General features: G+C 39.6%; 23 protein-coding genes. 12 read left to right on the forward strand and 11 right to left on the reverse strand.

Translation table 11 applies throughout. From position 1 onward, the window contains the following. Positions 1-54: 54 nt before the first annotated feature. The gene (locus BTO21_RS15950) at positions 55-318 is read right to left on the reverse strand and encodes a hypothetical protein (RefSeq protein WP_045028309.1); all 264 of its coding nucleotides are present in this window, start codon (positions 316-318) and stop codon (positions 55-57) included. Between the two features lie 277 nt (positions 319-595). Here BTO21_RS15950 and BTO21_RS15955 point away from each other — a divergent pair, with 277 nt between their 5' ends. Further along, on the forward strand, positions 596-835 hold the full coding sequence (locus BTO21_RS15955) for a hypothetical protein (protein WP_045028307.1): 240 nt from the start codon (positions 596-598) through the stop codon (positions 833-835). Between the two features lie 98 nt (positions 836-933). Here the strand turns inward: BTO21_RS15955 and BTO21_RS15960 are convergent, their stop codons facing one another. Then, on the reverse strand, positions 934-1,332 hold the full coding sequence (locus BTO21_RS15960; RefSeq protein ID WP_232573120.1) for a hypothetical protein: 399 nt from the start codon (positions 1,330-1,332) through the stop codon (positions 934-936). 241 nt (positions 1,333-1,573) lie between these two features. Here BTO21_RS15960 and BTO21_RS15965 point away from each other — a divergent pair, with 241 nt between their 5' ends. Beyond that, positions 1,574-2,074, forward strand: a complete 501-nt coding sequence (locus tag BTO21_RS15965) for a copper chaperone PCu(A)C (protein WP_052672619.1) — start codon at positions 1,574-1,576, stop codon at positions 2,072-2,074. A 105-nt stretch (positions 2,075-2,179) separates the two neighbouring features. Here BTO21_RS15965 and BTO21_RS15970 read toward each other — a convergent pair whose 3' ends face one another. Further along, a complete protein-coding gene (locus tag BTO21_RS15970; protein WP_045028306.1) occupies positions 2,180-2,386 on the reverse strand; it encodes a DUF3283 family protein in 207 nt (68 codons plus the stop codon). 451 nt (positions 2,387-2,837) lie between these two features. Here BTO21_RS15970 and deoD point away from each other — a divergent pair, with 451 nt between their 5' ends. Further along, positions 2,838-3,548, forward strand: coding sequence for a purine-nucleoside phosphorylase (gene deoD, locus BTO21_RS15975; protein ID WP_045028304.1), 711 nt, complete (start codon positions 2,838-2,840; stop codon positions 3,546-3,548). Between the two features lie 204 nt (positions 3,549-3,752). Continuing rightward, positions 3,753-5,243, forward strand: a complete 1,491-nt coding sequence (locus BTO21_RS15980) for a hypothetical protein (RefSeq protein ID WP_045028303.1) — start codon at positions 3,753-3,755, stop codon at positions 5,241-5,243. 506 nt (positions 5,244-5,749) lie between these two features. Here BTO21_RS15980 and BTO21_RS15985 read toward each other — a convergent pair. Continuing rightward, positions 5,750-6,874 (reverse strand): PcfJ domain-containing protein, encoded by a 1,125-nt coding sequence (locus tag BTO21_RS15985; RefSeq protein WP_045028301.1) that lies wholly within the window; start codon positions 6,872-6,874, stop codon positions 5,750-5,752. 586 nt (positions 6,875-7,460) lie between these two features. Between BTO21_RS15985 and cspE the strand changes: the two genes are divergently transcribed. The 4 genes from cspE to BTO21_RS16005 all read left to right on the forward strand — a co-directional run bounded on the left by cspE (position 7,461) and on the right by BTO21_RS16005 (position 13,304). Further along, positions 7,461-7,673, forward strand: a complete 213-nt coding sequence (gene cspE, locus BTO21_RS15990; protein ID WP_045028300.1) for a transcription antiterminator/RNA stability regulator CspE — start codon at positions 7,461-7,463, stop codon at positions 7,671-7,673. A 589-nt stretch (positions 7,674-8,262) separates the two neighbouring features. Beyond that, positions 8,263-9,213: a transaldolase gene (tal, locus tag BTO21_RS15995; protein WP_045028298.1), complete on the forward strand. Its 951-nt coding sequence runs from the start codon at positions 8,263-8,265 to the stop codon at positions 9,211-9,213. Between the two features lie 82 nt (positions 9,214-9,295). Further along, the gene (gene tkt, locus BTO21_RS16000; protein WP_045028296.1) at positions 9,296-11,290 is read left to right on the forward strand and encodes a transketolase; all 1,995 of its coding nucleotides are present in this window, start codon (positions 9,296-9,298) and stop codon (positions 11,288-11,290) included. Positions 11,291-11,747: 457 nt separating this feature from the next. Continuing rightward, positions 11,748-13,304, forward strand: coding sequence for a BCCT family transporter (locus BTO21_RS16005; protein WP_045028295.1), 1,557 nt, complete (start codon positions 11,748-11,750; stop codon positions 13,302-13,304). Between the two features lie 113 nt (positions 13,305-13,417). Here the strand turns inward: BTO21_RS16005 and BTO21_RS20110 are convergent, their stop codons facing one another. Continuing rightward, a complete protein-coding gene (locus BTO21_RS20110; RefSeq protein ID WP_156728360.1) occupies positions 13,418-13,594 on the reverse strand; it encodes a hypothetical protein in 177 nt (58 codons plus the stop codon). Positions 13,595-13,910: 316 nt separating this feature from the next. Between BTO21_RS20110 and BTO21_RS16010 the strand changes: the two genes are divergently transcribed. Beyond that, positions 13,911-14,222: a hypothetical protein gene (locus BTO21_RS16010; protein ID WP_045028293.1), complete on the forward strand. Its 312-nt coding sequence runs from the start codon at positions 13,911-13,913 to the stop codon at positions 14,220-14,222. A gap of 126 nt (positions 14,223-14,348) precedes the next feature. Here BTO21_RS16010 and BTO21_RS16015 read toward each other — a convergent pair whose 3' ends face one another. After that, entirely contained in the window at positions 14,349-14,789 is a 441-nt protein-coding gene (locus BTO21_RS16015) for a bifunctional diaminohydroxyphosphoribosylaminopyrimidine deaminase/5-amino-6-(5-phosphoribosylamino)uracil reductase RibD (protein WP_045028291.1), read from the reverse strand. Between the two features lie 156 nt (positions 14,790-14,945). Between BTO21_RS16015 and BTO21_RS16020 the strand changes: the two genes are divergently transcribed. The 3 genes from BTO21_RS16020 (at position 14,946) to BTO21_RS16030 (ending at position 18,197) form a co-directional block, all read left to right on the forward strand. Beyond that, entirely contained in the window at positions 14,946-15,245 is a 300-nt protein-coding gene (locus tag BTO21_RS16020) for a hypothetical protein (protein ID WP_045028290.1), read from the forward strand. A gap of 325 nt (positions 15,246-15,570) precedes the next feature. Further along, positions 15,571-16,902, forward strand: a complete 1,332-nt coding sequence (locus tag BTO21_RS16025) for a peptidoglycan DD-metalloendopeptidase family protein (RefSeq protein WP_045028288.1) — start codon at positions 15,571-15,573, stop codon at positions 16,900-16,902. Between the two features lie 242 nt (positions 16,903-17,144). Continuing rightward, on the forward strand, positions 17,145-18,197 hold the full coding sequence (locus tag BTO21_RS16030) for a succinylglutamate desuccinylase/aspartoacylase family protein (RefSeq protein WP_045028286.1): 1,053 nt from the start codon (positions 17,145-17,147) through the stop codon (positions 18,195-18,197). 88 nt (positions 18,198-18,285) lie between these two features. Here the strand turns inward: BTO21_RS16030 and BTO21_RS16035 are convergent, their stop codons facing one another. The 5 genes from BTO21_RS16035 to BTO21_RS16055 all read right to left on the reverse strand — a co-directional run bounded on the left by BTO21_RS16035 (position 18,286) and on the right by BTO21_RS16055 (position 24,544). Further along, positions 18,286-18,876, reverse strand: coding sequence for an NTP transferase domain-containing protein (locus tag BTO21_RS16035; RefSeq protein ID WP_239997948.1), 591 nt, complete (start codon positions 18,874-18,876; stop codon positions 18,286-18,288). Beyond that, positions 18,848-19,831, reverse strand: a complete 984-nt coding sequence (locus tag BTO21_RS16040) for an XdhC family protein (protein ID WP_045028283.1) — start codon at positions 19,829-19,831, stop codon at positions 18,848-18,850. The genes BTO21_RS16035 and BTO21_RS16040 overlap by 29 nt, the downstream gene beginning before the upstream one ends. Positions 19,832-19,905: 74 nt before the next feature. Further along, a complete protein-coding gene (locus tag BTO21_RS16045; protein ID WP_045028282.1) occupies positions 19,906-21,177 on the reverse strand; it encodes a cytochrome c in 1,272 nt (423 codons plus the stop codon). Then, positions 21,174-21,704: a (2Fe-2S)-binding protein gene (locus tag BTO21_RS16050; protein WP_045028280.1), complete on the reverse strand. Its 531-nt coding sequence runs from the start codon at positions 21,702-21,704 to the stop codon at positions 21,174-21,176. The genes BTO21_RS16045 and BTO21_RS16050 overlap by 4 nt, the downstream gene beginning before the upstream one ends. Then, on the reverse strand, positions 21,701-24,544 hold the full coding sequence (locus tag BTO21_RS16055) for a xanthine dehydrogenase family protein molybdopterin-binding subunit (RefSeq protein WP_052672618.1): 2,844 nt from the start codon (positions 24,542-24,544) through the stop codon (positions 21,701-21,703). Before BTO21_RS16055 ends, BTO21_RS16050 begins: the two co-directional genes overlap by 4 nt. Positions 24,545-24,665: the final 121 nt, after the last annotated feature.

Consider the following 24,665-nt stretch of genomic DNA (forward strand, 5'->3'; position numbering starts at 1 on the left):
AAAACAAGAAGATCACTATTGGTCTTCTTGTTTTTTTTATCATAAATGCACTGGTTAACTTTTTGCTATTGTCGTTAGCGTATGTTTTATCCAATAAAAGGCTAATACCATCGGCGCGAGTAAAATAATTATCGCAACACCATAACTGACAACCGCAGGTAAACCAATTCCCCACGCTAATGCAAACGCAATTCCACCAATGGCAGCTGTTATCATTTTTAATAATGAATGCTGGCTAATAAGCAGTGGTAGCCACGGTAAAATCAATATCCCGACACCGATACTCACTACATTTATTTTAGTACTTTGTTTGAACATCTAATTCACCACATTTAAACACTGTTTTATTGTTAAAGGTATTGATCCATTTCGCAATAGAAATAATGACTCAGATTCAAATATCGACACGATTAACGCAATCACCAATATATTATTACTATTACGTAAAAGTAATTTGAGTATTAACCTCATTATCATTGACTGAAAATTCATTATAATTACGCCAACACAACATTAACCTCTTTAATGTTATTAACCTCAATTTCCTGTGTATTCCTGATTGCTCATCAGCAAACCTTTCCTATTGGAGGACACAATGAATCAACAACGCGCAGAGAACCTTTATTACTATTTAAGAGAAAAAAACACACCACAAAAAGAAATGAACGTGGTAATAAAACAATTAATTGATAATTATAACATTAATTTATATCCACTCGATCGACGTTACCGTTATCGTATTGGTTACTCCCCTAATCGCTATGATATAAATAGTTATGGTACTGCTGGTTCACGTACAATGAATCAAACCCGTGGCATGCAAAAAACACATTAATGATCAATAAAAAACCCCAATAATCGACAACGATTATTGGGGCAATACAATAACATCAGAATATTAACGCTAGCTTGCTGCTGGCGATATTAAAGACATCAACCTTTGAGGCGATCAACAATCAAAGGCACCACAGAGGTATAAATATACCACCCAGCCGCCGCAATAATAATTGTCCACACAATACGAGAAAACCATTGGTTTCGCTGCATATGACGTGAAGGATCTGGCTCACCACAATGTGGGCAAAAATGGGCACGACGAGAGACCATACCATCACAAGCAGGGCAATCTGTTAAACGCTTAGAACGAGGTTTTATCATCGTTTCCATCACTATCGTATCATTAACCACATCAGAGCTAGATGCTGGTTGACTAAAATCAGGGGTATTCGCCGGTGGCGCTTTATGCCCAGAACGTTTTTCTGCGTGTAATGAAAACGACATATTCGGTTTATCATTGTCATCATCAAGTGCAGAAAATTCAGTTGTTTTCACTGTTATTCACCATTTGATTAGTTTCTGTACACAGAATACGCAATATTAAAATAATAGTCTCGATCAATATCATTACAAGCACAATATTGATACCAAACTCACTAAGGCTACAGCGTCATATTAATAACCAAAAGCCGATCATTATTGCTATAACCTCGTGTGATACATGGCGAAACATCATCCCTGACACTACACTATCAATGTACACTCAATTTAATATGAAGGGCAAAGGAGAGCCATTATGTTGAAAGTCATCACTGCTTTATTGATTAGCATTATCGTTGCTATTCCAACCACAGTAACTGCAAACACGATTGAAATAGAACACCCATGGTCAAAAGCAGTGCCACCCACTTCAAATGTTGCCGCTGCTTTTTTATCCATTATCAATCACAGTAATACTGATGACACGCTTATAGCCGCACGTTCACCCATTGCTGAAAGTGCCGAATTGCATATTTTAAATAATGGTAATGAGTTAATGCAAATGCGAAAAGTTGATACCATTAACATTGCAGCAGAACATCAACAACAATTAGCCCCTGGCGGCTTTCATGTGATGTTATTTAATCTCACCGAAGTACCCATTATTGATTCACATTTTCCGCTAACATTAACCTTTAAACATGCCGGTGAAATAACAGTGAATGTTGCCGTTAAACCCGCGACATACAGCGGTGAGCATCATGATATAGCTCATGATATAACTCACGATGACAGCCATGCTCTTCAGCATCATTAGCAAGCAATACTATATCGGTTACGCCGACTATCATTCTCATGTTAATTGTTGCTCCAGCGTACGTGATATCGGTACGCTGGGGCGTAGTCTGTTCATTTGAATCTATTAATTAACACCCATTAAGGTCTTATATTTCATCACCGCTTGCTGACAAAAATCGCGTTCGTCATCATCTTCAATATTATTAGTTAACTCAGCAAAGGCCTCATAACCGACTTTACCATTTTTTACTTTCCAAACCGTGTATGAAGCTTGTTTATCTAACTCTATTCGCATTCTTTCACTGTCTGATAATTGGGTTAAATTATACATAGTATTCTCTAGTGACTTTTTTTGTTAATTCTACCCAAGATCATGTCCAAGACAAACCTGTTTCAATATTCATTCTTTGATAACTATTTTTATCATTTAAAAGCCACCAATTGTGATTTTCACCAATGTAATCGATTACACTTTTACGCGTATATTTTTTTTAGAACTTGATAACAAAAACCGTCAGTTAAAAATAAAAATATTAATTATCAATAAATTAAATGTGACTATTATTAAAAATCACTAAATTCAGCAATTAATTAACCACAAAAAAGAAAACGATACCCTTCACGTTTTCAACAGATTTAGTAATCAATATTATTAGTTCAGCAAAACAGCCCTGTTTTTGTGACACAGATCTCAAGAATTGAATATTTTATTCCATAAACTACGACCATAAATTGAAGCATGAATCTTGCTTCTGAATAACTCATAAACCTAGGAGCACTTCATGGCTACTCCACATATCAACGCTGAAGTTGGCGATTTTGCAGAAACAATTTTAATGCCGGGTGATCCCCTACGTGCGCAGTTTATTGCAGAAACTTACCTAGAAAACGTAAAACGTGTGTGTGATGTTCGCAGCATGTACGGCTTCACTGGTACTTACAAAGGTAAGCCAGTATCCGTTATGGGCCATGGTATGGGTATTCCATCTTGCTCTATTTATGTTCATGAGCTAATCAAAGATTTTGGTGTTAAAAATATCATTCGTATCGGTAGCTGTGGTGCGGTTCATGATGACGTTAAATTAATGGACGTTATCATTGCAATGGGTGCGTCAACGGATTCAAAAGTTAACCGTATTCGTTTTGCTAACCACGATTTCGCAGCAATTGCTGACTACCACTTACTTGAAACAGCCGTAAACCAAGCACGTGCACAAAATGTTGCTGTACGTGTAGGTAATGTATTCTCTGCTGATTTATTCTACAGCCCAGAAGTAGGTCTGTTCGATAAGATGGAAAAACTAGGTATCCTAGGTGTCGATATGGAAGCTGCAGGTATTTATGGTGTTGCAGCAGAGCTTGGTGCTAAAGCGCTAACTATTCTGACTGTTTCTGACCACATTAAACGTGGCGAGAAATTAAGTGCGGAAGCACGTCAACACTCGTTCAACGAAATGATGAATGTAGCGCTAGAAACTGCAATCAACCTATAGTTTCTTCCAATGCTAATACAACGCGAGTCATAATGCGTTTGTAGTGAAAGACAAAAGAAAGTGAAAAACGTGTCTTACCGATGCGTTTTTCACTTTTTTATACTCAATAAGATTTATCTCATTCAAAAAAGTAATAATATTCCAGCATCATCATTGCGCTTAGGTATAATCCTATTTACTTAAAACACAATCAGGCGATGCTCCATGACTTTATCCTCAACACTCACGACTCTGGATCAGTTGCCACCTGCTTGTGATAATATTCAGTTCAATTATTGTAAGACGGTTGCTTGTGTCAATTTTAGTCGCACCGATCCACAATTATATGTACTGCAAAACAGTAATCTCCAACGTCCGGTATTGATTTGCCGCGAATGTGGTGCCTTTCCCCCGGTACTCAGTAATCATGATGTTATTGCAGAAAAACAGCGCCTAACGCTAGAACAAAATAGTGGTTTAGCCGCCTGTTCAAACGATACTTGCCCACATAATGGCTTCCCTGTTCTCACCTACCGTCAGTTTTATCATGCCTTTGGTTTTAGTGGCGAACGTCAACGCTACCGTTGCAAAGCCTGTCAGCATACGTTTGTCGACCCGTGGTCAAACAGTAATAACAAGCATCAATTGCAGCAAAAATTATTAGCGTATTTATTTACAGGGCATACGGTACGAGAAATTTGCCGACGTCTCGCGATGAACCCAAAAACTTTTTATGATCAACTGAATAATATTGCGGCACGTTGTCGTCGCCAACTGACGATTTTTGATGCGCGACTCGGCAAGCAATCACACTCCCATCATCTTGCTACTGATTTTACGCCGTTACAGCCTAACAGTAATAATGGCGTGTTATGGATAGCCACTGCCGAGGCAGATTCAGGCTATGTCATTAGCCAACATGTGAATTATCAAACGCAAGCTGCTGCCTCTTACGTTGATCACCACGATGCCTATCAGGTCGATACCCGTTTTATCGCACCACATAGTTATCATCATCCTCACGATCAACCAACAACATCACAAGGGTTATTAGCCCATATTGATGCCACTTATCGTCAAATTTTAGCCCGTAAAAATATGGAAAATCCACTGAGTGGTGAAGTTACCATTAACTATCCGACCAAAGGTTGTTTGATCCGCCCTCAATATACGGTCTATGGTCATTTTTTATATTTACGCAAATTACTCAATCCAAGTATTGCTAGCTTTGCCGTCTTTATGCCTCAAGAAACCTTATTACGCTCAGCTTGTCTGTCTGTTTTTATTGATCGGATTAATAACCATACTATTGATCCTCTTTATGTTGTTGAAGATAACAGCTGGCAACACGGACAGCAGGTTGAAAAAATTGATATCGTATTAATGGGATGGTGGCGAGATCGGTGGGCATTTAGTCGTAATAACAGCAGTAATAAAGGCATTTGTCATCTTGGCGGCAATAAAAAACAGCAACAACATTGGTTAACGATTGCCACCCACCAAGCAGCAACCGTATATCAGCAACGTTTTCATGATCAATTTAGTCATATGGTTAATGAACCACGGCGTAAACTGCGTCCTGCCAGCTTATTACCGTTATTGGATATCTATCGAGCTTGGCATAACCTTTGTCATCAAAATAAAGCAGGTGTAACACCCGCACAAGCACTGGGGTTGATGTCCTCACCAATGACACTTGAACAATTATTACAATAACGGTGCGGTTTTGACGTTAACATCAAACGCCATCAAGACGATGGCTGTATTAAGAGCAATCACATGAATCGACACTCTGATTTCATTCAGGCAAGGTCATGTGAACTACCCACCACTAAATTTATTTCCTTATTTATATAGTGGGGGCTTCGCTAGAACGTTGTTACAACGCAGGTGAATGACTCTCAGATAGGCATACTGCATAACATTGTCTTACTTCTAATCTTTTTCTAGTTAAAACCATACATTGATAACGTGGGCGTATTCATTACGCCCCCTCGATACTAGATTTACATCCTCATATCCTGCTTTACGACATATATTTGCAGAACCATTAAGGTCTGCACTAATCAAGCAATAACTGACTTTACACCCTATCTAAATTCTCCTACTTAGGCTCGAAAGTTATATATGGAGAATTACGTCAATTTAATTAAAAACACTTAGCTATATATGAAAAATATTATTCATTTTGATTAAGCTATATCATCAAAACATCAAAGACGTTAAGACGTTTTTTGACGGTGAAACCACTGCTGAATAATTTGTAATGCTATCTCTGAAGGCGCTGAATTTTTCTTGCCTCTGATTTGATCAATAACCATCCCTTTACCATCAGGTAAACAATTAATCCCTATTGTTAATCGCTCGGGGTTGTGCATAGAAAATGCCATGTAATGTTGACTCGCAATTCTATCATGATAGGCCACAATACAATGTTGTTGTTGCGTAGATTCTTCAAGTAATGCATCATAATTTCTAATCGCATAAATACCCAATTCTGGAGCGTCAGCCCAATAGACATGATAACCTTCATCGGCATTACTTGGCCGACAATCCTGCAGTTTGATCCGCTGTTGTGTCCAGTTATCATGCAAACGTACCAGATGGTCATAATCATTCAGATCACTCACAATACGATCAGAACCAATGATCGCTAACTGATGACCTAACGCAATCGTGTCTCTAATGTAACTAATGGTGGACCAAGTATTTTTTAATGACTCTGATGATAGTGCAACACCCAATTTAGTACCGGTTAATTCGCTGATCTTTTCATCTAAAAAAATACAAAAATCATTAACGCATTGATAGTGTTTAAAGCGTAAATAATGTTTATCATCAGGAGCTAAATATTTACGCAGCAAATACATCGCTTGGCCTAAATTCGGACTAAATTGAATTTTATCTAAAAAATTAAGTGCCGCTTTACTATTATCTAACCCTAAATGCGACAGGATCTCTCGCTGCCCCATATTAACCACTTTTAATGCTTGTTCATTATCCGTTTTATAGTGATCACAAATCAGCGCTAACAATAAACAACGTTGTTGTAATAATTGCTTTGCGGCATATGAATGTGCCACCAACCATAGTATTTGATATTGATACTCACCATAAGTGGCTGACAAGGAAATGTAATAAGAGGGAATTTGTGCTAACCATTCACTACCTTGGCTATAAGTATACAATAAGTCTAAATTGACCCCGAGATTGCCTTCCATTACTTCGAGGCGATTATCATGATACTGTCGGTAGCCATCAAAGCCATTCTCCCAACTGTTAATAATAATATCGAAATCATACCCTAGCATGGTAACTGGGATAGTTAATGCATCTGGTTTGATCATCATGGGCTCCATTAATTATTGATGATTTATCATAACTCACACGTCAGTTTAGCCGCTTACTAAACACGCATTTATGCTAACAAATTTGTTAGCGCTAAATATATATTAAACAATGATATGGTGTTTTTATTATTTAATATTTAGGTAAAAATAAAATACTCTTTTTGTCCTATCTTGTTATAAACATTTTAACCATTCTTGAAGTAATAACTTGGATTTCCAGTAAAGATCATAATGTCCGATTATTGGGACTTCATGTGTTCTAAAAGCACTTTTACCTGAATTTTCACGAAAGACAGTACAATTCCGCACCTTCTCAATCAATCGACACTAACAGCAAGAATCTTTTTTTCTCTTATTGATAAAAATCACTGTACAAAAAAAGAACACCTGTTATTATATGCCTCGCTCTGTTGTTTAGAGAGTTATTAAATGCAACACCAAGTAACAGTTAAACCCTCAGTTACATCAACGTTATCGTTTTGTACTTCAGTGTTTCCCTTGTATTGGCAGCAACATTAATAATTTAACCACTTAGCACATCGCATTTTGGCGGTTAATTAATCACATTTAAAAGGGACATCACATGTCTAATCAAACAACTGGTTCAGTAAAATGGTTTAACGAAGCGAAAGGTTTTGGTTTCCTTTCTCAAGATAACGGCGGTGCTGACGTATTCGTTCACTTCGCTGCTATTGCTTCTGATGGCTTCAAAACATTGGCTGAAGGCCAAAAAGTATCTTTTGAAGTATCTGAAGGACCTAAAGGTCTTCAAGCTGCAAACGTTGTAGCTCTATAATTTATCTTTACTGATAAATAATAAAAATGCTGGCTATGGCCGGCATTTTTTATACCTGTAATTTAACCACTTCGCTATGATCGCTCGACAGCACCTTAATCTGAACACTCACTACGCTTACTGTTATTAAGCCCCTTCTCCCCTCAGAGACATTCATACCCTCAGCGCTATTTGAGGACAATTTTATTACCTTTTTAATATTATTTAACATTCCTGACATCTTATTTCTACTATATTTACCCTTTCATCCTCAAAACAAACCAAACAAATGATCAACAGCCAGATCAAATGCTCAGCTCATAAAAAGCAAAAAAATACCTCACCTCCTCAACCAAACAACATATAAAATCTAAAACAGCTTTTATTGCGATCTTAATCTGATTTATTCCCATTTTGAATTGACAAAAAAGGCAAAAAAGACAATTATCAACACATCAAATGCTCTTGCACAGTCCATCCGCTCACTCGGTGAGTTAATGGTTATAACAAATGTGGTTAAGAGTCAGTATGAATTGTTTTGAACATGAGGGCATTTCAGGCTATAACTGATGCCATCATGACATAAGCCCTATACATAAGGTCGATCGATATGAGCACAAAACTAGAACAACTACGCGCACTAACTACTGTTGTTGCTGACACTGGTGACATTAAAGATATCAGCAAGTACCAGCCTGAAGATGCGACAACAAATCCATCATTGATCTTAAAAGCAGCACAAATTGCTGAGTACGCACCTCTAATTGACCAATCAATTGCTTACGCAAAAGCACAAAGCAATGATAAAGCACAACAAATCCAAGATACTTGCGACATGCTTGCAGTAAACATTGGTAAAGAAATCCTAAACGTTGTTCCTGGTCGTATCTCAACTGAAGTTGACGCTCGTCTTTCTTTTGATACTGAAGGCAGCGTAATTAAAGCACGCCACCTAATCAAACTTTATAATGATGCGGGTATCACTAATGACCGTATCCTTATCAAGTTAGCATCAACTTGGGAAGGTATCCGTGCTGCTGAAATTCTTGAAAAAGAAGGCATCAACTGTAACCTAACACTACTATTCTCTTTCGCTCAAGCACGTGCATGTGCTGAAGCTGGCGTATTCCTAATCTCACCATTCGTTGGTCGTATTATGGATTGGTACAAAGCGAAAGAAGGCCGTAGCTTTGAAGCACAAGAAGATCCAGGCGTTATCTCTGTAACTGGTATCTACAACTACTACAAAGAGCACGGCTATAAGACTGTTGTTATGGGTGCAAGCTTCCGTAACATTGGTGAAATCCTTGAATTAGCAGGTTGTGACCGTCTAACAATCAGCCCACAACTTCTTCAAGAACTTGAAGATGCAACAGGCGTTGTTGAGCAAAAACTAGTAGCGACTACTGAGCTAAAAGATCGTCCAGCTGCAATGACGCACTCAGAGTTCCTATGGGATCACAACCAAGAAGCAATGGCTGTTGAGAAACTAGCTGAAGGTATTCGTAACTTCGCAGTTGACCAAGGCAAGCTAGAGACAATGATCGCAGATCGTCTTTAATAGCTAATACACTATTTCAGAAAGCGGCTCATGTAGCCGCTTTCTTAAGTTTACATTTACCTAAATATTTGGTGAAAATACTATGGAACGTAAAATGTTAGCGAACGCTATCCGTGCTCTAAGCATGGACGGTGTACAACAAGCAAACTCTGGTCACCCTGGCGCACCTATGGGCATGGCTGATATCGCAGAAGTACTTTGGCGTGGTCATATGGACCATAACCCACAAGACCCTAAATGGGCTGATCGCGACCGTTTTGTATTGTCAAACGGCCACGGCTCTATGCTTATTTACTCTCTACTTCACCTAACAGGTTACGACCTATCAATTGACGATCTTAAAAACTTCCGTCAACTGCATTCAAAAACACCAGGTCACCCAGAATACGGTTACGCGCCTGGTATTGAAACAACGACTGGTCCTCTAGGCCAAGGTATTACTAACGCTGTTGGTATGGCACTTGCTGAAAAAGCAATGGCTGCACAATTCAACCGTGAAGGTCATGATATCGTCAACCACAACACTTACGCTTTCATGGGCGACGGTTGTATGATGGAAGGTATCTCTCACGAAGCATGTTCTCTAGCGGGTACGCTAGGTCTTGGTAAGCTAGTTGCTTTCTGGGATGACAACGGTATTTCTATCGATGGCGAAGTAGAAGGTTGGTTCGCTGACGATACTGCTAAGCGTTTTGAAGCTTACAACTGGCATGTTATCCGTCACGTTGATGGCCACGATGCTGCTGCAATCAATGCGGCTATCGAAGAAGCAAAAGCTGAAACAACTAAGCCTACGTTGATCTGTTGTAAAACAATCATCGGTTTTGGTTCACCAAACAAAGCAGGTTCTCACGACTGTCACGGTGCTCCACTAGGTGCTGAAGAAATCAAAGCAGCACGTGAATTCCTTGGTTGGAACCACGGCCCATTTGAAATCCCTGCTGAAATTTATGCAGAGTGGGATGCAAAAGAAGCAGGTAAAGCGAAGCAAGCATCTTGGAACGAGAAGTTTGCAGCATACACTGCGGCATTCCCTGAACTAGCGTCTGAGTTTACTCGTCGTATGACGGGTGGTCTACCTGCTAACTGGGAAGCTGAAACAAGCAAAGTTATTGCTGATCTACAAGCAAACCCAGCTAACATTGCATCACGTAAAGCCTCTCAAAACGCACTTGAAGCATTTGGTAAACTATTACCTGAATTCATGGGCGGTTCTGCTGACCTTGCACCATCAAACCTAACTATGTGGTCTGGTTCTAAGTCAATCACACCAACTGATGCTTCAGGCAACTACATTCACTACGGCGTTCGTGAATTTGGTATGACTGCAATGATCAACGGTATGGCACTACACGGTGGTTTCGTTCCTTACGGCGCAACATTCCTAATGTTCATGGAATACGCACGTAACGCACTACGCATGGCTGCACTGATGAAAATTCAGAACATCCAAGTGTACACACACGATTCTATCGGTCTAGGCGAAGATGGTCCAACTCACCAACCTGTTGAGCAAGTATCATCACTACGTCTAACACCAAACATGAGCACATGGCGTCCATGTGACCAAGTTGAATCTGCTGTTTCTTGGAAGTACGCGATTGAACGTAAAGATGGTCCAACATCTTTAATCTTCTCTCGTCAAAACCTAACTCAACAAGATCGTACTGCTGAGCAAGTTGCTAACATCGTTAAGGGTGGTTACATCCTTAAAGATTGTGCTGGTAAGCCAGAGCTAATCTTGATCGCTACTGGTTCTGAAGTAGGTATCGCAGCAGAAGCATACGCAGAGCTAACAGCCGCTGGTCGTCAAGTACGTCTAGTTTCTATGCCTGCTACTGATTTGTTCGATAAGCAAGATGCTGCTTACCGTGAAAGCGTATTACCTGCAGATGTTACTGCTCGTATCGCTATCGAAGCGGGTATTGCTGACTACTGGTACAAGTATGTAGGTCTTAACGGTCGCATCATCGGTATGACAACATTTGGCGAATCAGCACCTGCTGAAGAGCTATTCAAAATGTTCGGCTTTACTGTTGAAAACATCGTTAACAATGCTAACGAACTACTAGCATAAGTGTTTATCCATAGAACGATATTGATTGTTCTTAAATAACGAATCTAAAAATGGTCTAACATCAGTTAGGCCATTTTTTTTACTGCAACCACAACTGCAACTACAACTACAACTACAACTACAATTAAAATAACAAATTAGCGATAATTAACCATTCTATTTATTACTGCTGTTACTCATTCTGCACCTCATATCCTTATCTGCCCAAATAAATAATCACATAAAAATACACAGTGTTTGCTTTTCAGATACATACTTATAGTGATCATCGTCCATCATTTACTCGCTAACAAAATAATTAATAGGTACGGGTTTACCATTGATAATGGTATCAACGGTGCAAGAGACAGATTACTTCAACATTTAACAAGGTAGCTGAACCTTCGTCAAAACAACGGATATTGCGTTCGTGGCGATTTAAATCAAGAACTAATTCACTCATGCTTGGAGACAACCAATGTCCGACTTGACCAATACGGTAAAAACCAACAAAAATCACCAGTCAGCGGCTCAAAATTTCGGTCTTACAAATCCTGTGCTCTGGTTAAGTGGTGGATTTATTGCGTTATTTATTGGCTTGGCGCTCTATGATAGTGTTTTATTATCAAGTTTAATTAATACAGGCTTTAATTGGGCAATTAAGATTTTTGGCCCTTACTGGCAACTTTTATTGTTACTGACGTTTATTATCGGATTAGTGCTCGCGTTAGGCCGCACAGGCAATGTTAAGCTCGGTAATCTTGATCAACCAGAAATAGAAACAATACGTTGGATCCCAATTCTACTGTGTACACTTCTCGCTGGCGGAGGGGTATTTTGGGCTGCAGCAGAACCAATTGCCCATTACATTACTGTACCACCACTATATGGCGAAGTTGCATCACCATGGCAACGTGCCGTTAATGCCCTGGCGCAATCATTTATGCATTGGGGATTTTTAGCATGGTCAATTACCGGCTGTTTAACCGCCATTATTTTTTCTCACCTGCATTACGACAAAGGCTTACCTTTACAACCACGAACTTTGCTTTATCCATTATTAGGTGATCGCGCCCTTAAAGGTCCTATCGGTGCTATTGTTGATGCCTGCTGTGTTATTGCGGTTTCCGCAGGCACCATCGGTCCCATTGGTTTTTTAGGCTTACAAATTAGTTTTGCGCTTAATTCCCTTTTTGCTATTCCTGATGGTTTCACCACCCAATTTATTGTTATTTTATTCGCCATTGCCATCTATACCCTCTCGGCATTAAGTGGCCTTGATCGTGGTATTCAAATACTCAGTCGTTGGAATATCATTCTCGCCGTTGTACTAATGGCGTATATCTTAATAGTGGGACCAACCGGATTTATTATCAGTGGTTATTTACAAGGTGTCGGCACTATGATCGATAACCTTATTCCAATGGCAACTTATCGCGGTGATGAACATTGGTTAAGTTGGTGGACAGTTTTTTTCTGGGGCTGGTTTCTGGGTTATGGACCCATGATGGCGATTTTCATTACACGTATTTCACGCGGGCGTACCATTCGTCAATTAATATTAACGCTGGGTATTTGTGCTCCACTGATCACCTGCTTTTGGTTCACCATTGTCGGTGGCACAGGTGTCGCATTTGAAATTGCCGAGCCGGGCTCCGTCAGTAAAGCATTTGAAGGCTTTAATCTTCCAGGAGCATTATTAGCGATCACTCAGCAACTGCCATACCCGACTATTGTTTCCATCTTATTTTTGATCTTAACCACGATTTTCATTGTTACAACTGGCGACTCGATGACATATACCATCAGTGTGGTGATCAGCGGCACGACAGAGCCTAACGCCTTAATTCGCGCTTTTTGGGGTATCGTTATGGGGATAACTGCCATTATTTTAATTTCTTTAGGCTCTGGTGGCGTATCGGCATTGCAATCTTTTATAGTGATCACTGCCGTACCAGTGTCTTTAATTTTATTACCTTCATTATGGGATGCACCGCGTATTGCTATGCGCATGGCCAAAGCACAAGGCTTATAAAATACAGACAAAATCTCTGAGCAATAATGAAAACGTAATAATCACGTTATTACTGAAAAATCTCTAACAACAATATTGTTAGAGATTTTTCTCATAAAAAACGTACATCTTTCTTAATGCATTTTATGCTTAGGTGCAGGTGTAATCTCTTCTTTATGGCTATGATCCTGTTTGTTCAATTTAGGATGTGAATGCTGTTTTTCTTCTAACGTAGTTTTTGGGGCATTAACTTTTTCTTCACGATGATTGTGATGAGAATGTTCTGCATGATCTGAACGTTTATCAACCATAATAAATACCTATTAATTAATTTAAATATCGGATGCCGCTAATAATCCTCTTATTAATAAGCAAATAAATGTTTATTTTTAATAGCTATGTTTTCATTTTTACAATCAATACAACAGCATTTCATTATAGGTTTAATTAAAACACACCTCGCAGTATATTTTTGCTTAATATACCTTTTTTAAAGGTTCGGCAATTATCAAAAATAGAATATTTGATTATAAAAAAGAATATTGTTCAAATTTAAAATAAGCGTAAATTAAACCCCATAGACAGACACCAACTTATTATTAACGCTGTTTATTGAAGGATTAAGATATGAGTCATAATAGCCAAGAGCATAAAGGTTCACAAAAAGGTCATCAACACGGCGCTGAATTCGAACATGAAAAAATGGAACGTCGTTATGATGATGGTGCAGAGCACAAGCATAACCGCGACCATCATGAAGATCGTGAACATGAAAAAAGCCACCCACATACTCAACACGGTGGCGATCCTAAAGGCCATAAACATCCAGAACAAACTCATGGCGATCGTCACGAACATGATGAGCATCGTCATCACAAAACTAAAGAGCATGATCATAAAGAATCATCTCGTGAGCATCACAAAACTTCAACTAAATAATTAATTATTTAAATTTACGTTGTTATAAGTGATATTCTAAAAGCCGATTTAATAGTGGTAATAATTTTATTATCCATTTAAATCGGCTTTTCGTTTAATACTATAAATAATACGGTAAGTTTATTATTATTTTTTTAATAAATACGGCGATATAAAATCAAAAACCTCTTGCTCACATAACCCCACAGTCACCTCTATTCCTGCTTGCTTTAAAACATCTATCCCTTTGCCGCTATTACGTGGATCAGGATCAAGTGTCGCAACCACCACTCGTTTAATCCCCTTTTCAACCAATGTATGTGCACAAGACGGTGTACGCCCCACAAATGAACAAGGCTCTAACGTTACATAAGCTGTTACCTCATTTAAGGGGCAATCATAATTAGCTAATGCCATCGCTTCTGCATGATGTAATCCTGGTGGCTGTGTAAATCCTTCACTTACAATCTGTCCTTCTTTTACCAATACACATCCAACCGGAGGATTCGGGCGACAAGCGGGAAGAGCTTGATGCGATAAGGCTAATGCGCGCTGCATAAAACCCATTTCTTGCGCTAAATCTGTCATAACACCCTTCACTTTCATAATCACTGAACGATTATTCTATACCGAAATCAAGCTTAACCGTTATGTTAACACCATGAATGATACATGAATTAACAGCTCACTCTCGATTCAGGTGCAATAGGATTAAATACCCTCTCTGAATAACATGAGGTTTTCATGAAACGATTAATCATGACATTAACATTATCACTAGCACTGCATTCATTATCAGCATTCGCATCAATGCCAAATACTAGTCCATTAGTCACACAGAATATGATTGAATATATCGATCATACCCATCAATTAACGACAACAGAAAAAGTCCAAACTGATGTGGTAAGCTCGATCAATAAAAATAATTATTTGCAAATAAACTCACATAAAGACGCGCATTTAGAACGACGCGAGATAGATCGACGCCCAAAGAAAAAATACACGTACATCGACTACAAACATACCCATGCTGACTCATAGTCATCATTCAAATAACAACCGTTATACTATTTATATTTAACAAGAAAGAGCCACGGTTCTTGCTATTATCCTCCCTCTCGTCCAGCTTAACTTTGATTTTCCTTGCTGGACGAAACTGCGACTTCTACTCAACTGACAGATAAAATATCGCATAACAATCATTTGTATACTTTCTACACGTAATCACCGAAAAATTAAGCAAAAAAATTACTTGAAAGGTATTAATTCATTTAAGGTTCAGAAAAGTTATGTTTTCATACATATCGCTAAATAAGCCAAGTGCAAACGCACGCACTCATTAAAAACAAAAGAACTGACGAGCATTATGCCTACGTTTAAAACGACAGTACTAACTAATTTTGTAAACTACCGCCTTATCAGCCTTATTGGGCTATCTCTTATTACCACTGCTGCCGTATTCTCAATTAACACCACACCTTCAGCACACCATAAAGAGATACAGCTACCTCTAATTACAGCCCCTCACGTTGTATTAAAAACGCTCACACCTGCGGCGGTCATCAAAAATATTGTGTTGCCACCAACGTATGAATACCAAGTAAAAAAAGGTGATACACTCAGCGGAATATTTGCACAATTAAACTTACCACAAGCTGATGTGAAAGATATCATGGCAGCTGATTTAAATAGCTTACAAATCGATAACTTGCGCCCCAATGATATTTTACGTTTTTGGGTAGCAGATAGCGATCATCGGTTAAACAAAGTCCAATTACAATTTAATGTCGCGCATATGATTAACTATACGCGCGAGAAAAATAATGACTTTGCGGTTAAAGAAATCACTTTGCCGGGTATATGGCATGAAAAAGTCATCCGTGGTGAGATTCATGGCAGTTTTAGCTTATCTGCACAAAAAGCAGGGCTAAGTTACACTGATATTCATGAAATTATGGCTATTTTTAAAGATAAATTAAATTTTGATCGTGACTTAAAAACAGGTGATCGATTTGAAGTTGTTAGCAAAGAAAAATATGTCAATAATCAAGCCAGCGGTGATACTGAACTCCAAGCTATCCGTCTATATACCAATAACCAACAATTGTCGGCTTATTTAAGCAGTGATGGTAATTTTTATGACCAACATGGTGAAAGTTTACAACGGGCATTCTTACGTTACCCAACTGCAAAACGGTTCCGTATTAGTTCACCGTTTAATCCTCACCGTCGCCACCCAGTAACTGGACGCATTCAGCCACATAACGGGGTTGATTTTGCCGCACCAGTAGGAACGCCAGTGTTAGCAACAGGTGATGGCGTAGTAACACGTGTTACAAATCACCCATATGCAGGCCGTTATGTTGTTATTAAACACAGTGCCAATTACAGCACTCGTTATTTGCATAACAGCCGTATCCTCGTCAAAGTGGGTCAACGCGTGAAACGTGGACAAGAAATTGCATTATCAGGTAAAACAGGCCGTGTTACTGGGCCGCATATCCACTATGAATTATTAGTTCGTGGTAAGCCGGTTAATCCTTTGACAGCTAAGATCCCATTAGCGTCATCGGTTTCACATCAACAGAAAAAAGCTTTTGAGCTTGATGTGGTGCAATACAATCGCTTAATGAAACAACCATTAGTCCATAAAAATAGTAATATTCAGATAGTAAAAAACGAATCTAAAACCTCGTAATTATCAGTATCAAGGCACTGCTACATAATTGCAGTGCCTTTTCAAAACCCCACGCAATCCTTTACTCTCATACTTGATACAAATTGATACATTTCCGTTACTTTAAATCTAATTAAACGTGATATTGTTCTAGTTTTAAAATGGAATTTATGATTATTCTCAATATGTTATAACGTCATTATTATCTTTACGTAAACATAACTAATCATCATATTCCAATAGCCCATATACAGGACGTATTTATGGCCACAAAAAATACCCCATTTGAATTTGCAGATTTAATGGTTGAACCAGGAAACCATGCTAATTGCGAACTCGAAATTGCTCGTCTTTATACTCACTCCCCTTTATCGGTGTCCGTTGATATTCTGCATGGAAAACACCCAGGCCCCGTATTACTGATCAATGCGGCTATTCATGGTGATGAGCTCAATGGCATTGAAGTTGTCCGTCAAGTTATTGAAAAAATAGATTTATCAAAACTTCACGGCACCATCATTGCAGTACCTGTGGTTAACGTGTTTGGTTTTATTCATAAATCACGTTATTTACCTGATCGTCGTGATTTAAACCGTTGCTTCCCAGGAGCAGAGCGTGGCTCTATCGCTGGACGCATGGCTTATCAATATTTTAATCACGTTGTACGCCGCGCGACACACGTGGTCGATTTACATACTGCTGCCATTTATCGCACTAACTTGCCACAAATTCGCGCTAACCTTGATAACCCACAAGCAAAAGCAATGGCGATGGCGTTTGGCTCTCCCGTTGTGGTTGATGCCAGCTTACGTGAAGGTTCACTGCGTGCTGCCGCTGAAGAGTTTAATATTCCGGTGATCACTTTTGAAGCAGGTGAAGCCCTGCGCCTTGATCCCCATGCCGTTGGTTCTGGCGTACAAGGGGTATTAAAAGTGATGCAGCATTTAGAAATGGTGCGCACTAGCCGCAGTAAAAAAGTCATTGAGCCAATGGTGCCAAAAGCAACACGTTGGGTACGTGCTGACTCTGATGGCTTACTACGTTCACACGTTGCATTAGGTGAAAAAGTCGATAAAAACCAAGTCATTGCGACTATCAGTGATCCTGCTGGCAGCAATCAAGTAACGGTAATTGCGCCACAAGGGGGCATTGTCATTGGTCAGCAAACATTACCGCTAGTAAACGAAGGTGATGCTATTTTCCATATCGCTTTCTTTGAAGAACCTGACGGCTTAGTCGAAGAGCAAGTTGAATCTTATCTTTACGATGCCATTGAAGAGCTTGATGATGATTTAAAATGGGGCATGACCAGTTAAGTTAGCTTTATTATTAAATTAAACCAAACATAACAAAAAAGAGAAGTTTTTAGCTTCTCTTTTTTTATGGAGTTTATTTTAAGACCGGCTATTTATGGGTCTGAATTAATTGCTGATACTTTTCCGGGGTATCAATATCATGATAAATACCACTCGCAGCGTTTAGCTGTAGGTAATGTTCAGTGCCTGTTTGTAATACTTGCTTCATTTTAGCAGTAATGGGTAAGGCTAAAATTTGAGGAATTAACGCGGCATCAATCAACACCGGATGCCCTGTTTGATGTTTGTTACCAGGAAATATCACTCGCGTATGATCTACTTGCAATAACATCCTAAATACCTGCGGATCAATACACGGCATATCAGCATGAGTGATAAAAAACCGTGAACTGGTTACCGCTTCAATGCCCTTTTGAATTGAGCTTAACATCCCCTGCTGATAGTCAGGATTCACCACCACCATAATATGTGGCTGATGCTGATATCGCTGTACCAATTCATCGGCTCGATAACCCGCAACCACTATCACTTTTGAACAAAACAGTAATGCATGTTCGATTGCGACATCTAATAATGTACTGCCTTGATAGGCTAACATCGGTTTCCACGTTCCCATCCGTGATGACAATCCCGCTGCAGGTATCACACAATCAACCATGGCGATAATGCCATGAATCACATCTAATCCCATTTTTAGTCGCAATAACCTCAGCCATAATAGCGATAGCAATTTCAATCGGGGTTTTACTGCCAATAGCCACCCCAATCGGGGCATGCAGTCGTGATAACTGCTGTGGTGTATATTCACCAATCCGCATTAATCGTTCTCGACGACGATCACTGTTAGCTTGTGAGCCTAAAGCGCCGACATAAAAAGCAGAAGACTCTAATGCTCCCATTAATCCTAAATCATCAACCCGAGGATCATGTGCTAATGCTAATACCGCCGTATAATCATTGGCATAACGCTCAACAAAATCATCGGCACAACACCACTCAACATCAATACCACCATCAGCAGCTGTCCAACGCCAGTTTTGTTGATAATTATCACGCATATCACACAATCGAACCGTAAACCCAGCTCTTACTGCTAGCCGCGCAACTTCTTCACTAACCTGACTAATTCCCAGTAATAATAGCTGCCAATGTTGTTGATAATGAATAGTTAACCAAGGTGTAATAAAAGGATGATCATCAACATCAGTCGCGATACAACGCTGTTCTAATTCAATATTGACGGCACGTACAAAGGCATTGTTTGTCATGGTAATCGTCAACCATTCATCAAGCCAATGATGGTCAGCATCCGGTTGTAAATATTCAATCAACAATGAAATATGACCACCACACGGCAATTCATATCGACTACCATCAATGGCTAAATGACTACCATAATCAAATATCTGCATCGGTTTATCTAACTGATGTTGTTGAATCAAAGAGATAAAAGCATCTTCAATACAACCCCCAGAAACGGAGCCAGAACGAATATGTCCTTCTGTCGCAAATAATGACCCAACCGGACGTGGTGCTGATCCATACGTGGATAAAATAGTGCATAGCCATACAGCTTTCCCTTGCTGTAACCATGCCTGACAATCTAACAATACCTGTTTATCTAATGCGTTCATAATTCATCTATCACTTTGTTTACTATGACAACAATAGCGAAATTAGCCTGTAATAATACAGGCTAATTCCATGATCAATCGTTAGCCAGTTGCTTTTTAATATCAGCGACTTGCTTCGCGGTTGTGGTCGTCATCTGTGTAGAAAAACTCTTTTGTAAATAGGTAATCAAATCAGCCATTTGTTGATTGTCTAAGCTGTCTTTATAAGCAGGCATCGCATAATAAGATTGCTCCTGACTGTAACTCTGGCGCTTAATACCATTATTCAATATTGCTACTGTATTGAAAATATTACTGTTTCCAATGGTGGCATTATCTTTTAACGCAGGGGCAACATTCGGGATCCCTTGTCCACTTTGACCATGACAGCCTGAGCATTTATTCATATACGTACCGTACCCTGACAACGTAGTATCAAATTGTGATGCTGCTAATGATGTCAACGTAGATTGTGGTTCAACATGTTGAGATGGTTGGGATTGATCTAATAAATAGCTGGTGATGGCAGCAACATCATGATCATTAAGGTGCGTTAAACTGTGCTTTTCAACAATATACATGTCATCAAACGCAGTACCTTTCGATGATTGACCTGTTTTTAAGAACTGGGCTAGATCATGGAATGTCCAATGCGTTTGCGTCAAATGTTTTGCTGTAATATTAGGCGCATTAAGGTAGTTAACCACCGCACCTTCAAGTGCATGATCTTGCTCGGTTGCCATCATAAAATTACGCGGTGTATGGCATTCACCACAGTGGCCTAGCCCTTGAACTAAATATTTACCACGATTCCATAATGGGCTTTTATCGGCATTTGGCGTAAAGGTCGCTTTATCAAACGCCACTAAATTCCATACTTTTAAACCCATACGAATATTGAAAGGAAAACCAATCCCATTTTCTCGATTGGGCTGTGTCGCGGGTTTTGTGTGCATGAAATACGCATACAACGCTTGCATATCATGGTCGTTAATACGGTGATAAGACGCATAAGGCATTGCGGGATATAAATTACCTTTAGGTGCCACGCCATTACGTACCGCATCAACAAATTGCTGATAGCTATACTTACCAATACCGTGTTGTTTATCACTACTAATATTGGTTGAATATAAGGTGCCAAACGGTGTTGCGAATGCACGCCCACCACCATAAACTTGCCCACTCTCAATCGTATGACAACCACTACAATCGCCAGCAGCCGCTAAATATTTACCTTGCGCGATTAATTGTGCCATATTTTCGGGTGATGGCGCTTGCGCAGAAGCTGATGGTGCTTGCGCATAAGCCGCACTGGTACTCAATAATAAGCCACAAATAGCACTGATTTTTACACTCGGTTTCATTTGACTAACCCCGGTTGTGACAACACTAAATCACGTAAACCAACATAATATTTACGGTAACCAGAACAACGGCAGATGTGTTTTTTTAATGCGTTTTCAATCACATCTTCAACCTGTGCTTTATCAATAGGTTGTTTAGTAAGTTGCTCAACTAACACTGTGGACTCATTAACAAACCCTGATGTACACCATCCACATTGAAATGAAAAGTGATCAACAAATGTTTGTTGTACCGGGCTTAATGCGGTGATTTGTCCCATTAAATTACGTTTAGCGTGACCTTCGACTGTGCGCAGTTTTTTACCGTTAAAATCGCCCACCCCGTTGATACAAGTACGCTCAGTGTGTGAGCCACCATCGGCATCATCAACAATAATGGTACACGCATGACAAACACCAACACCACAACCAAACTTAGTACCTGTTAACCCTTGATATTCATGCAAAAAATCAATCATTTTCACTGTTTCGTCGATCTCAACCGGACCTACAATATTGCCATTAATTGTCATTTTTACAGTGATCATGCGAGTGCTTCCTTAATATCAGTGGCGGTTACGGGTAAATGGTAAAAACGTTTATGGGTTATTTGGTAAAGGGCTTCGGTGACAGCAGCGACAATTGGGATCATCACCACTTCCGCAATGCCTTTACGTTGATCTGAGTTATTAAATGGCGGCAAAATAGTATGATTCATCTGCCATACACCAACGTCAGTTGCTAAGGGCACCTGATAGCGATTCAGGTTCCACGTACCATTACCCGGACCTTCTTCACCTGGTGGTAAGTATTCGTGCAATACATGCCCGATACCCATCACTAAACCACCTTCAATTTGACCTTCAACTAACTCTTTGACGATCACTTTACCCGCATCGAGCCAAGTTTGAGTCGCGACAATTTCAACCTTGCCGGAGCCTTCTTCAACCGCTAATTCAACCAATACCGCACAAGGAGCGTAATACACCACCATCGCATTATTCAGTACCGTTGCAGGATAATTAACATTATTACGATCCAATAAATGCCAGCCACTGCTGGTCATTAATTTTTTCTTATTCGCATCAGCGCCATGACCATATTTCACCGCCATTGCATCTAATTGATAGGTTTGTGTCTGCCCCTCAACGGTAAATTCAGCATCCACCCAACCCCAACGGTTAAATGTATGTACCATTGCTGCGGTCACTAACCCTTTTTGATGGACATGCTGCGCTAACATATCAAGAGGTAATGGTTCCATGCCTTTAGCACTTAACTTACCCTCAACCCAGACGGCATCTTCCATTGCGCCAAAATCCATCGCAGCCAGATCACCGCTGTAGTACAACTTACTCCAAATCGCTTTTGCAGCAGGCCATAAGCCATATTCAAAAATAACTTTGGCTGCATTTTCAGTCGCTTTTGATTGAAAGTAAGCCGATGTCGATGCAGATGATGCATAGGGAATGGTCGGTGTCCAACGCGGATTTTGTTGCATTTTATCTTGGTAGGCTTGGCTCATCGTAAACGGTGATTGAGTATTGATCATTTGGAGCGGATCCCAACCATGCACTTCAGCAAGGTTAATGGTATCGGCTGGACGACCAAAGTAATCAGCTAAAACAGCAGCTTGAGAGGTTTGTGCACCAGTGCCAATTTCAACAGCAGAGATCCCCATCACTAACCGACCACTTTTATCCATCTCAATATAAGTTGAAGGTGCATCATCACCCGCACCATAATCTTTAGTACAGATGGCAAAACCAGTACCAAAGCGTTTATTAGGATGTTTTGCTTCATAGGTTTTGCGACGTTGCTCACGCTGGGTCCACATCTCATGCTGCTGCGCTTGTTTTAATATTTCAGCATAATGTTCAGTACTGGTTGGTACCGCACCTTGGGTATTAAGTTGCCCCGTTTTAATCGCATTGCGCAGTCTTAAATCAATCGGATCAATATTGAGTAATTGCGCCGCTTCATTGACCATCATTTCCATGGCTGACATGGTTTGTAGAGTGCCAAAACCACGCATTGAACCTGAAGCTGGATTTTCAGATACATTAGCAACCGCAGTAATATCGTTTTTAGGGAAATAATAAATTGACTGCAATGCACTTGCGCCCACTTCAGCCACTACAGAGCTGAAGTTTTCACGACCGCCACCATCAAGGATCATGTCACTCACAATACCTTGGAATTTACCGGTAGTTTTATCAATTGCTAACTGATTGTGCATGTTAAAGGGGTGACGTTTTAAACCTGATTGAAATTGTTGAAAGCGATCATTCGCCATCCGTACAGGATGTTTGCTGTACATCACCGCTAGTAAGCCGTAGAAAGGCAATATAGAGTGATCTTTACCACCAAAACCACCACCAATAAAAGGTGAATGCACCACTAAGTTTTTGACTTTTCCAGCAAGAGGCCCATTGTTAAGCATCATGGTTGCAAAACCAAAGAAATTACTTGGTGATTGTGAAGAAGGGATCGTGTGCATGGTCTGTGTTTTAGGATCAAACCAACCATTAAAGCATTCAGGCTCTAAGAACATCGGATCAATAAATTGGGTTTGATAAGTACGATCTAATACAAAATTATTATCATCATGTAAGCTGGCTTTAATATCATTCGCAACTGCCATTTGTTGCTCTAATGCTGAACCTAAAGGATTAGACTGTGGCCAAAATGGTTTATGGTCAACATAGTTAGGGAAGTTAACCCCATTTTTTAGTGGGCTGTATTTATCAGGCAATACACCTTCAGCATTGCCTTGCTCACGCGTAATTCGCCACACACCCCAAGGGTCTTTCTCTGCAGCAACTAAAGGTTGTTGCTTGCCATATTTAATAATTTCACGATTAAATTGCAACGTATTTTTAGCGCGATGATAAGTGAGAAAATCATCAAAAATAAGTAACATCACCGCCTGACCGATATAATCAGGCATTGCGCCCTCAGCCACTAACATATTGGTGCCATAAAATTGCGGTAATTCAATTTTATCTTTGATCAAGGTTGCTGCGGTAACAATATTACTTGGCTGAGCATTCGCCGCTAATAAACTTAAATCAACACCTTGATAAATACGATCAGCGCGATCGGCTCGAATATAAAAAGCCCATGATTGCTCACTTGGCCAACCATCAATATCCGTTGATCGCAAATCACGCCCATAAACTTTTTCGCCAGTCACTTTTGCAATAGCGTCACTACGAAAACGTACTTTAAAATCAGATTTCCAAGATGCGGCTAATTCCGGAGCGACTAAACTATTACTACCATCTAAATTAAGATTAAATCGGGCTAAAGCGGGAACGGTATAAACACAAATACCAGCGATGATACCATGCTTAATAAAACTCCTTCGCGAAAGTTCCATTGACATGATTAACTCCTTTTGATTTTAATTATATTTTTTATAAGTTATTTCAAGACAATAGTTATGTTTATTAGATACACCCCTTAATTAATAACAGGAACATAAAATAACGATAATATTGCCAAAA

Source organism: Photobacterium phosphoreum (assembly GCF_002954725.1).
GTDB lineage: Bacteria > Pseudomonadota > Gammaproteobacteria > Enterobacterales > Vibrionaceae > Photobacterium > Photobacterium phosphoreum.

Bases quoted from the DNA above. Each gene is read 5' to 3' on its own strand.
- BTO21_RS15950 (WP_045028309.1), bottom strand. From the start codon at position 318: ATGTTCAAACAAAGTACTAAAATAAATGTAGTGAGTATCGGTGTCGGG.
- BTO21_RS15955 (WP_045028307.1), top strand. From the start codon at position 596: ATGAATCAACAACGCGCAGAGAACCTTTATTACTATTTAAGAGAAAAA.
- BTO21_RS15965 (WP_052672619.1), top strand. From the start codon at position 1,574: ATGTTGAAAGTCATCACTGCTTTATTGATTAGCATTATCGTTGCTATT.
- BTO21_RS15970 (WP_045028306.1), bottom strand. From the start codon at position 2,386: ATGTATAATTTAACCCAATTATCAGACAGTGAAAGAATGCGAATAGAG.
- deoD (WP_045028304.1), top strand. From the start codon at position 2,838: ATGGCTACTCCACATATCAACGCTGAAGTTGGCGATTTTGCAGAAACA.
- BTO21_RS15980 (WP_045028303.1), top strand. From the start codon at position 3,753: ATGACTTTATCCTCAACACTCACGACTCTGGATCAGTTGCCACCTGCT.
- BTO21_RS15985 (WP_045028301.1), bottom strand. From the start codon at position 6,874: ATGATCAAACCAGATGCATTAACTATCCCAGTTACCATGCTAGGGTAT.
- cspE (WP_045028300.1), top strand. From the start codon at position 7,461: ATGTCTAATCAAACAACTGGTTCAGTAAAATGGTTTAACGAAGCGAAA.
- tal (WP_045028298.1), top strand. From the start codon at position 8,263: ATGAGCACAAAACTAGAACAACTACGCGCACTAACTACTGTTGTTGCT.
- tkt (WP_045028296.1), top strand. From the start codon at position 9,296: ATGGAACGTAAAATGTTAGCGAACGCTATCCGTGCTCTAAGCATGGAC.
- BTO21_RS16005 (WP_045028295.1), top strand. From the start codon at position 11,748: ATGTCCGACTTGACCAATACGGTAAAAACCAACAAAAATCACCAGTCA.
- BTO21_RS20110 (WP_156728360.1), bottom strand. From the start codon at position 13,594: ATGGTTGATAAACGTTCAGATCATGCAGAACATTCTCATCACAATCAT.
- BTO21_RS16010 (WP_045028293.1), top strand. From the start codon at position 13,911: ATGAGTCATAATAGCCAAGAGCATAAAGGTTCACAAAAAGGTCATCAA.
- BTO21_RS16015 (WP_045028291.1), bottom strand. From the start codon at position 14,789: ATGACAGATTTAGCGCAAGAAATGGGTTTTATGCAGCGCGCATTAGCC.
- BTO21_RS16020 (WP_045028290.1), top strand. From the start codon at position 14,946: ATGAAACGATTAATCATGACATTAACATTATCACTAGCACTGCATTCA.
- BTO21_RS16025 (WP_045028288.1), top strand. From the start codon at position 15,571: ATGCCTACGTTTAAAACGACAGTACTAACTAATTTTGTAAACTACCGC.
- BTO21_RS16030 (WP_045028286.1), top strand. From the start codon at position 17,145: ATGGCCACAAAAAATACCCCATTTGAATTTGCAGATTTAATGGTTGAA.
- BTO21_RS16040 (WP_045028283.1), bottom strand. From the start codon at position 19,831: ATGAACGCATTAGATAAACAGGTATTGTTAGATTGTCAGGCATGGTTA.
- BTO21_RS16045 (WP_045028282.1), bottom strand. From the start codon at position 21,177: ATGAAACCGAGTGTAAAAATCAGTGCTATTTGTGGCTTATTATTGAGT.
- BTO21_RS16050 (WP_045028280.1), bottom strand. From the start codon at position 21,704: ATGATCACTGTAAAAATGACAATTAATGGCAATATTGTAGGTCCGGTT.
- BTO21_RS16055 (WP_052672618.1), bottom strand. From the start codon at position 24,544: ATGTCAATGGAACTTTCGCGAAGGAGTTTTATTAAGCATGGTATCATC.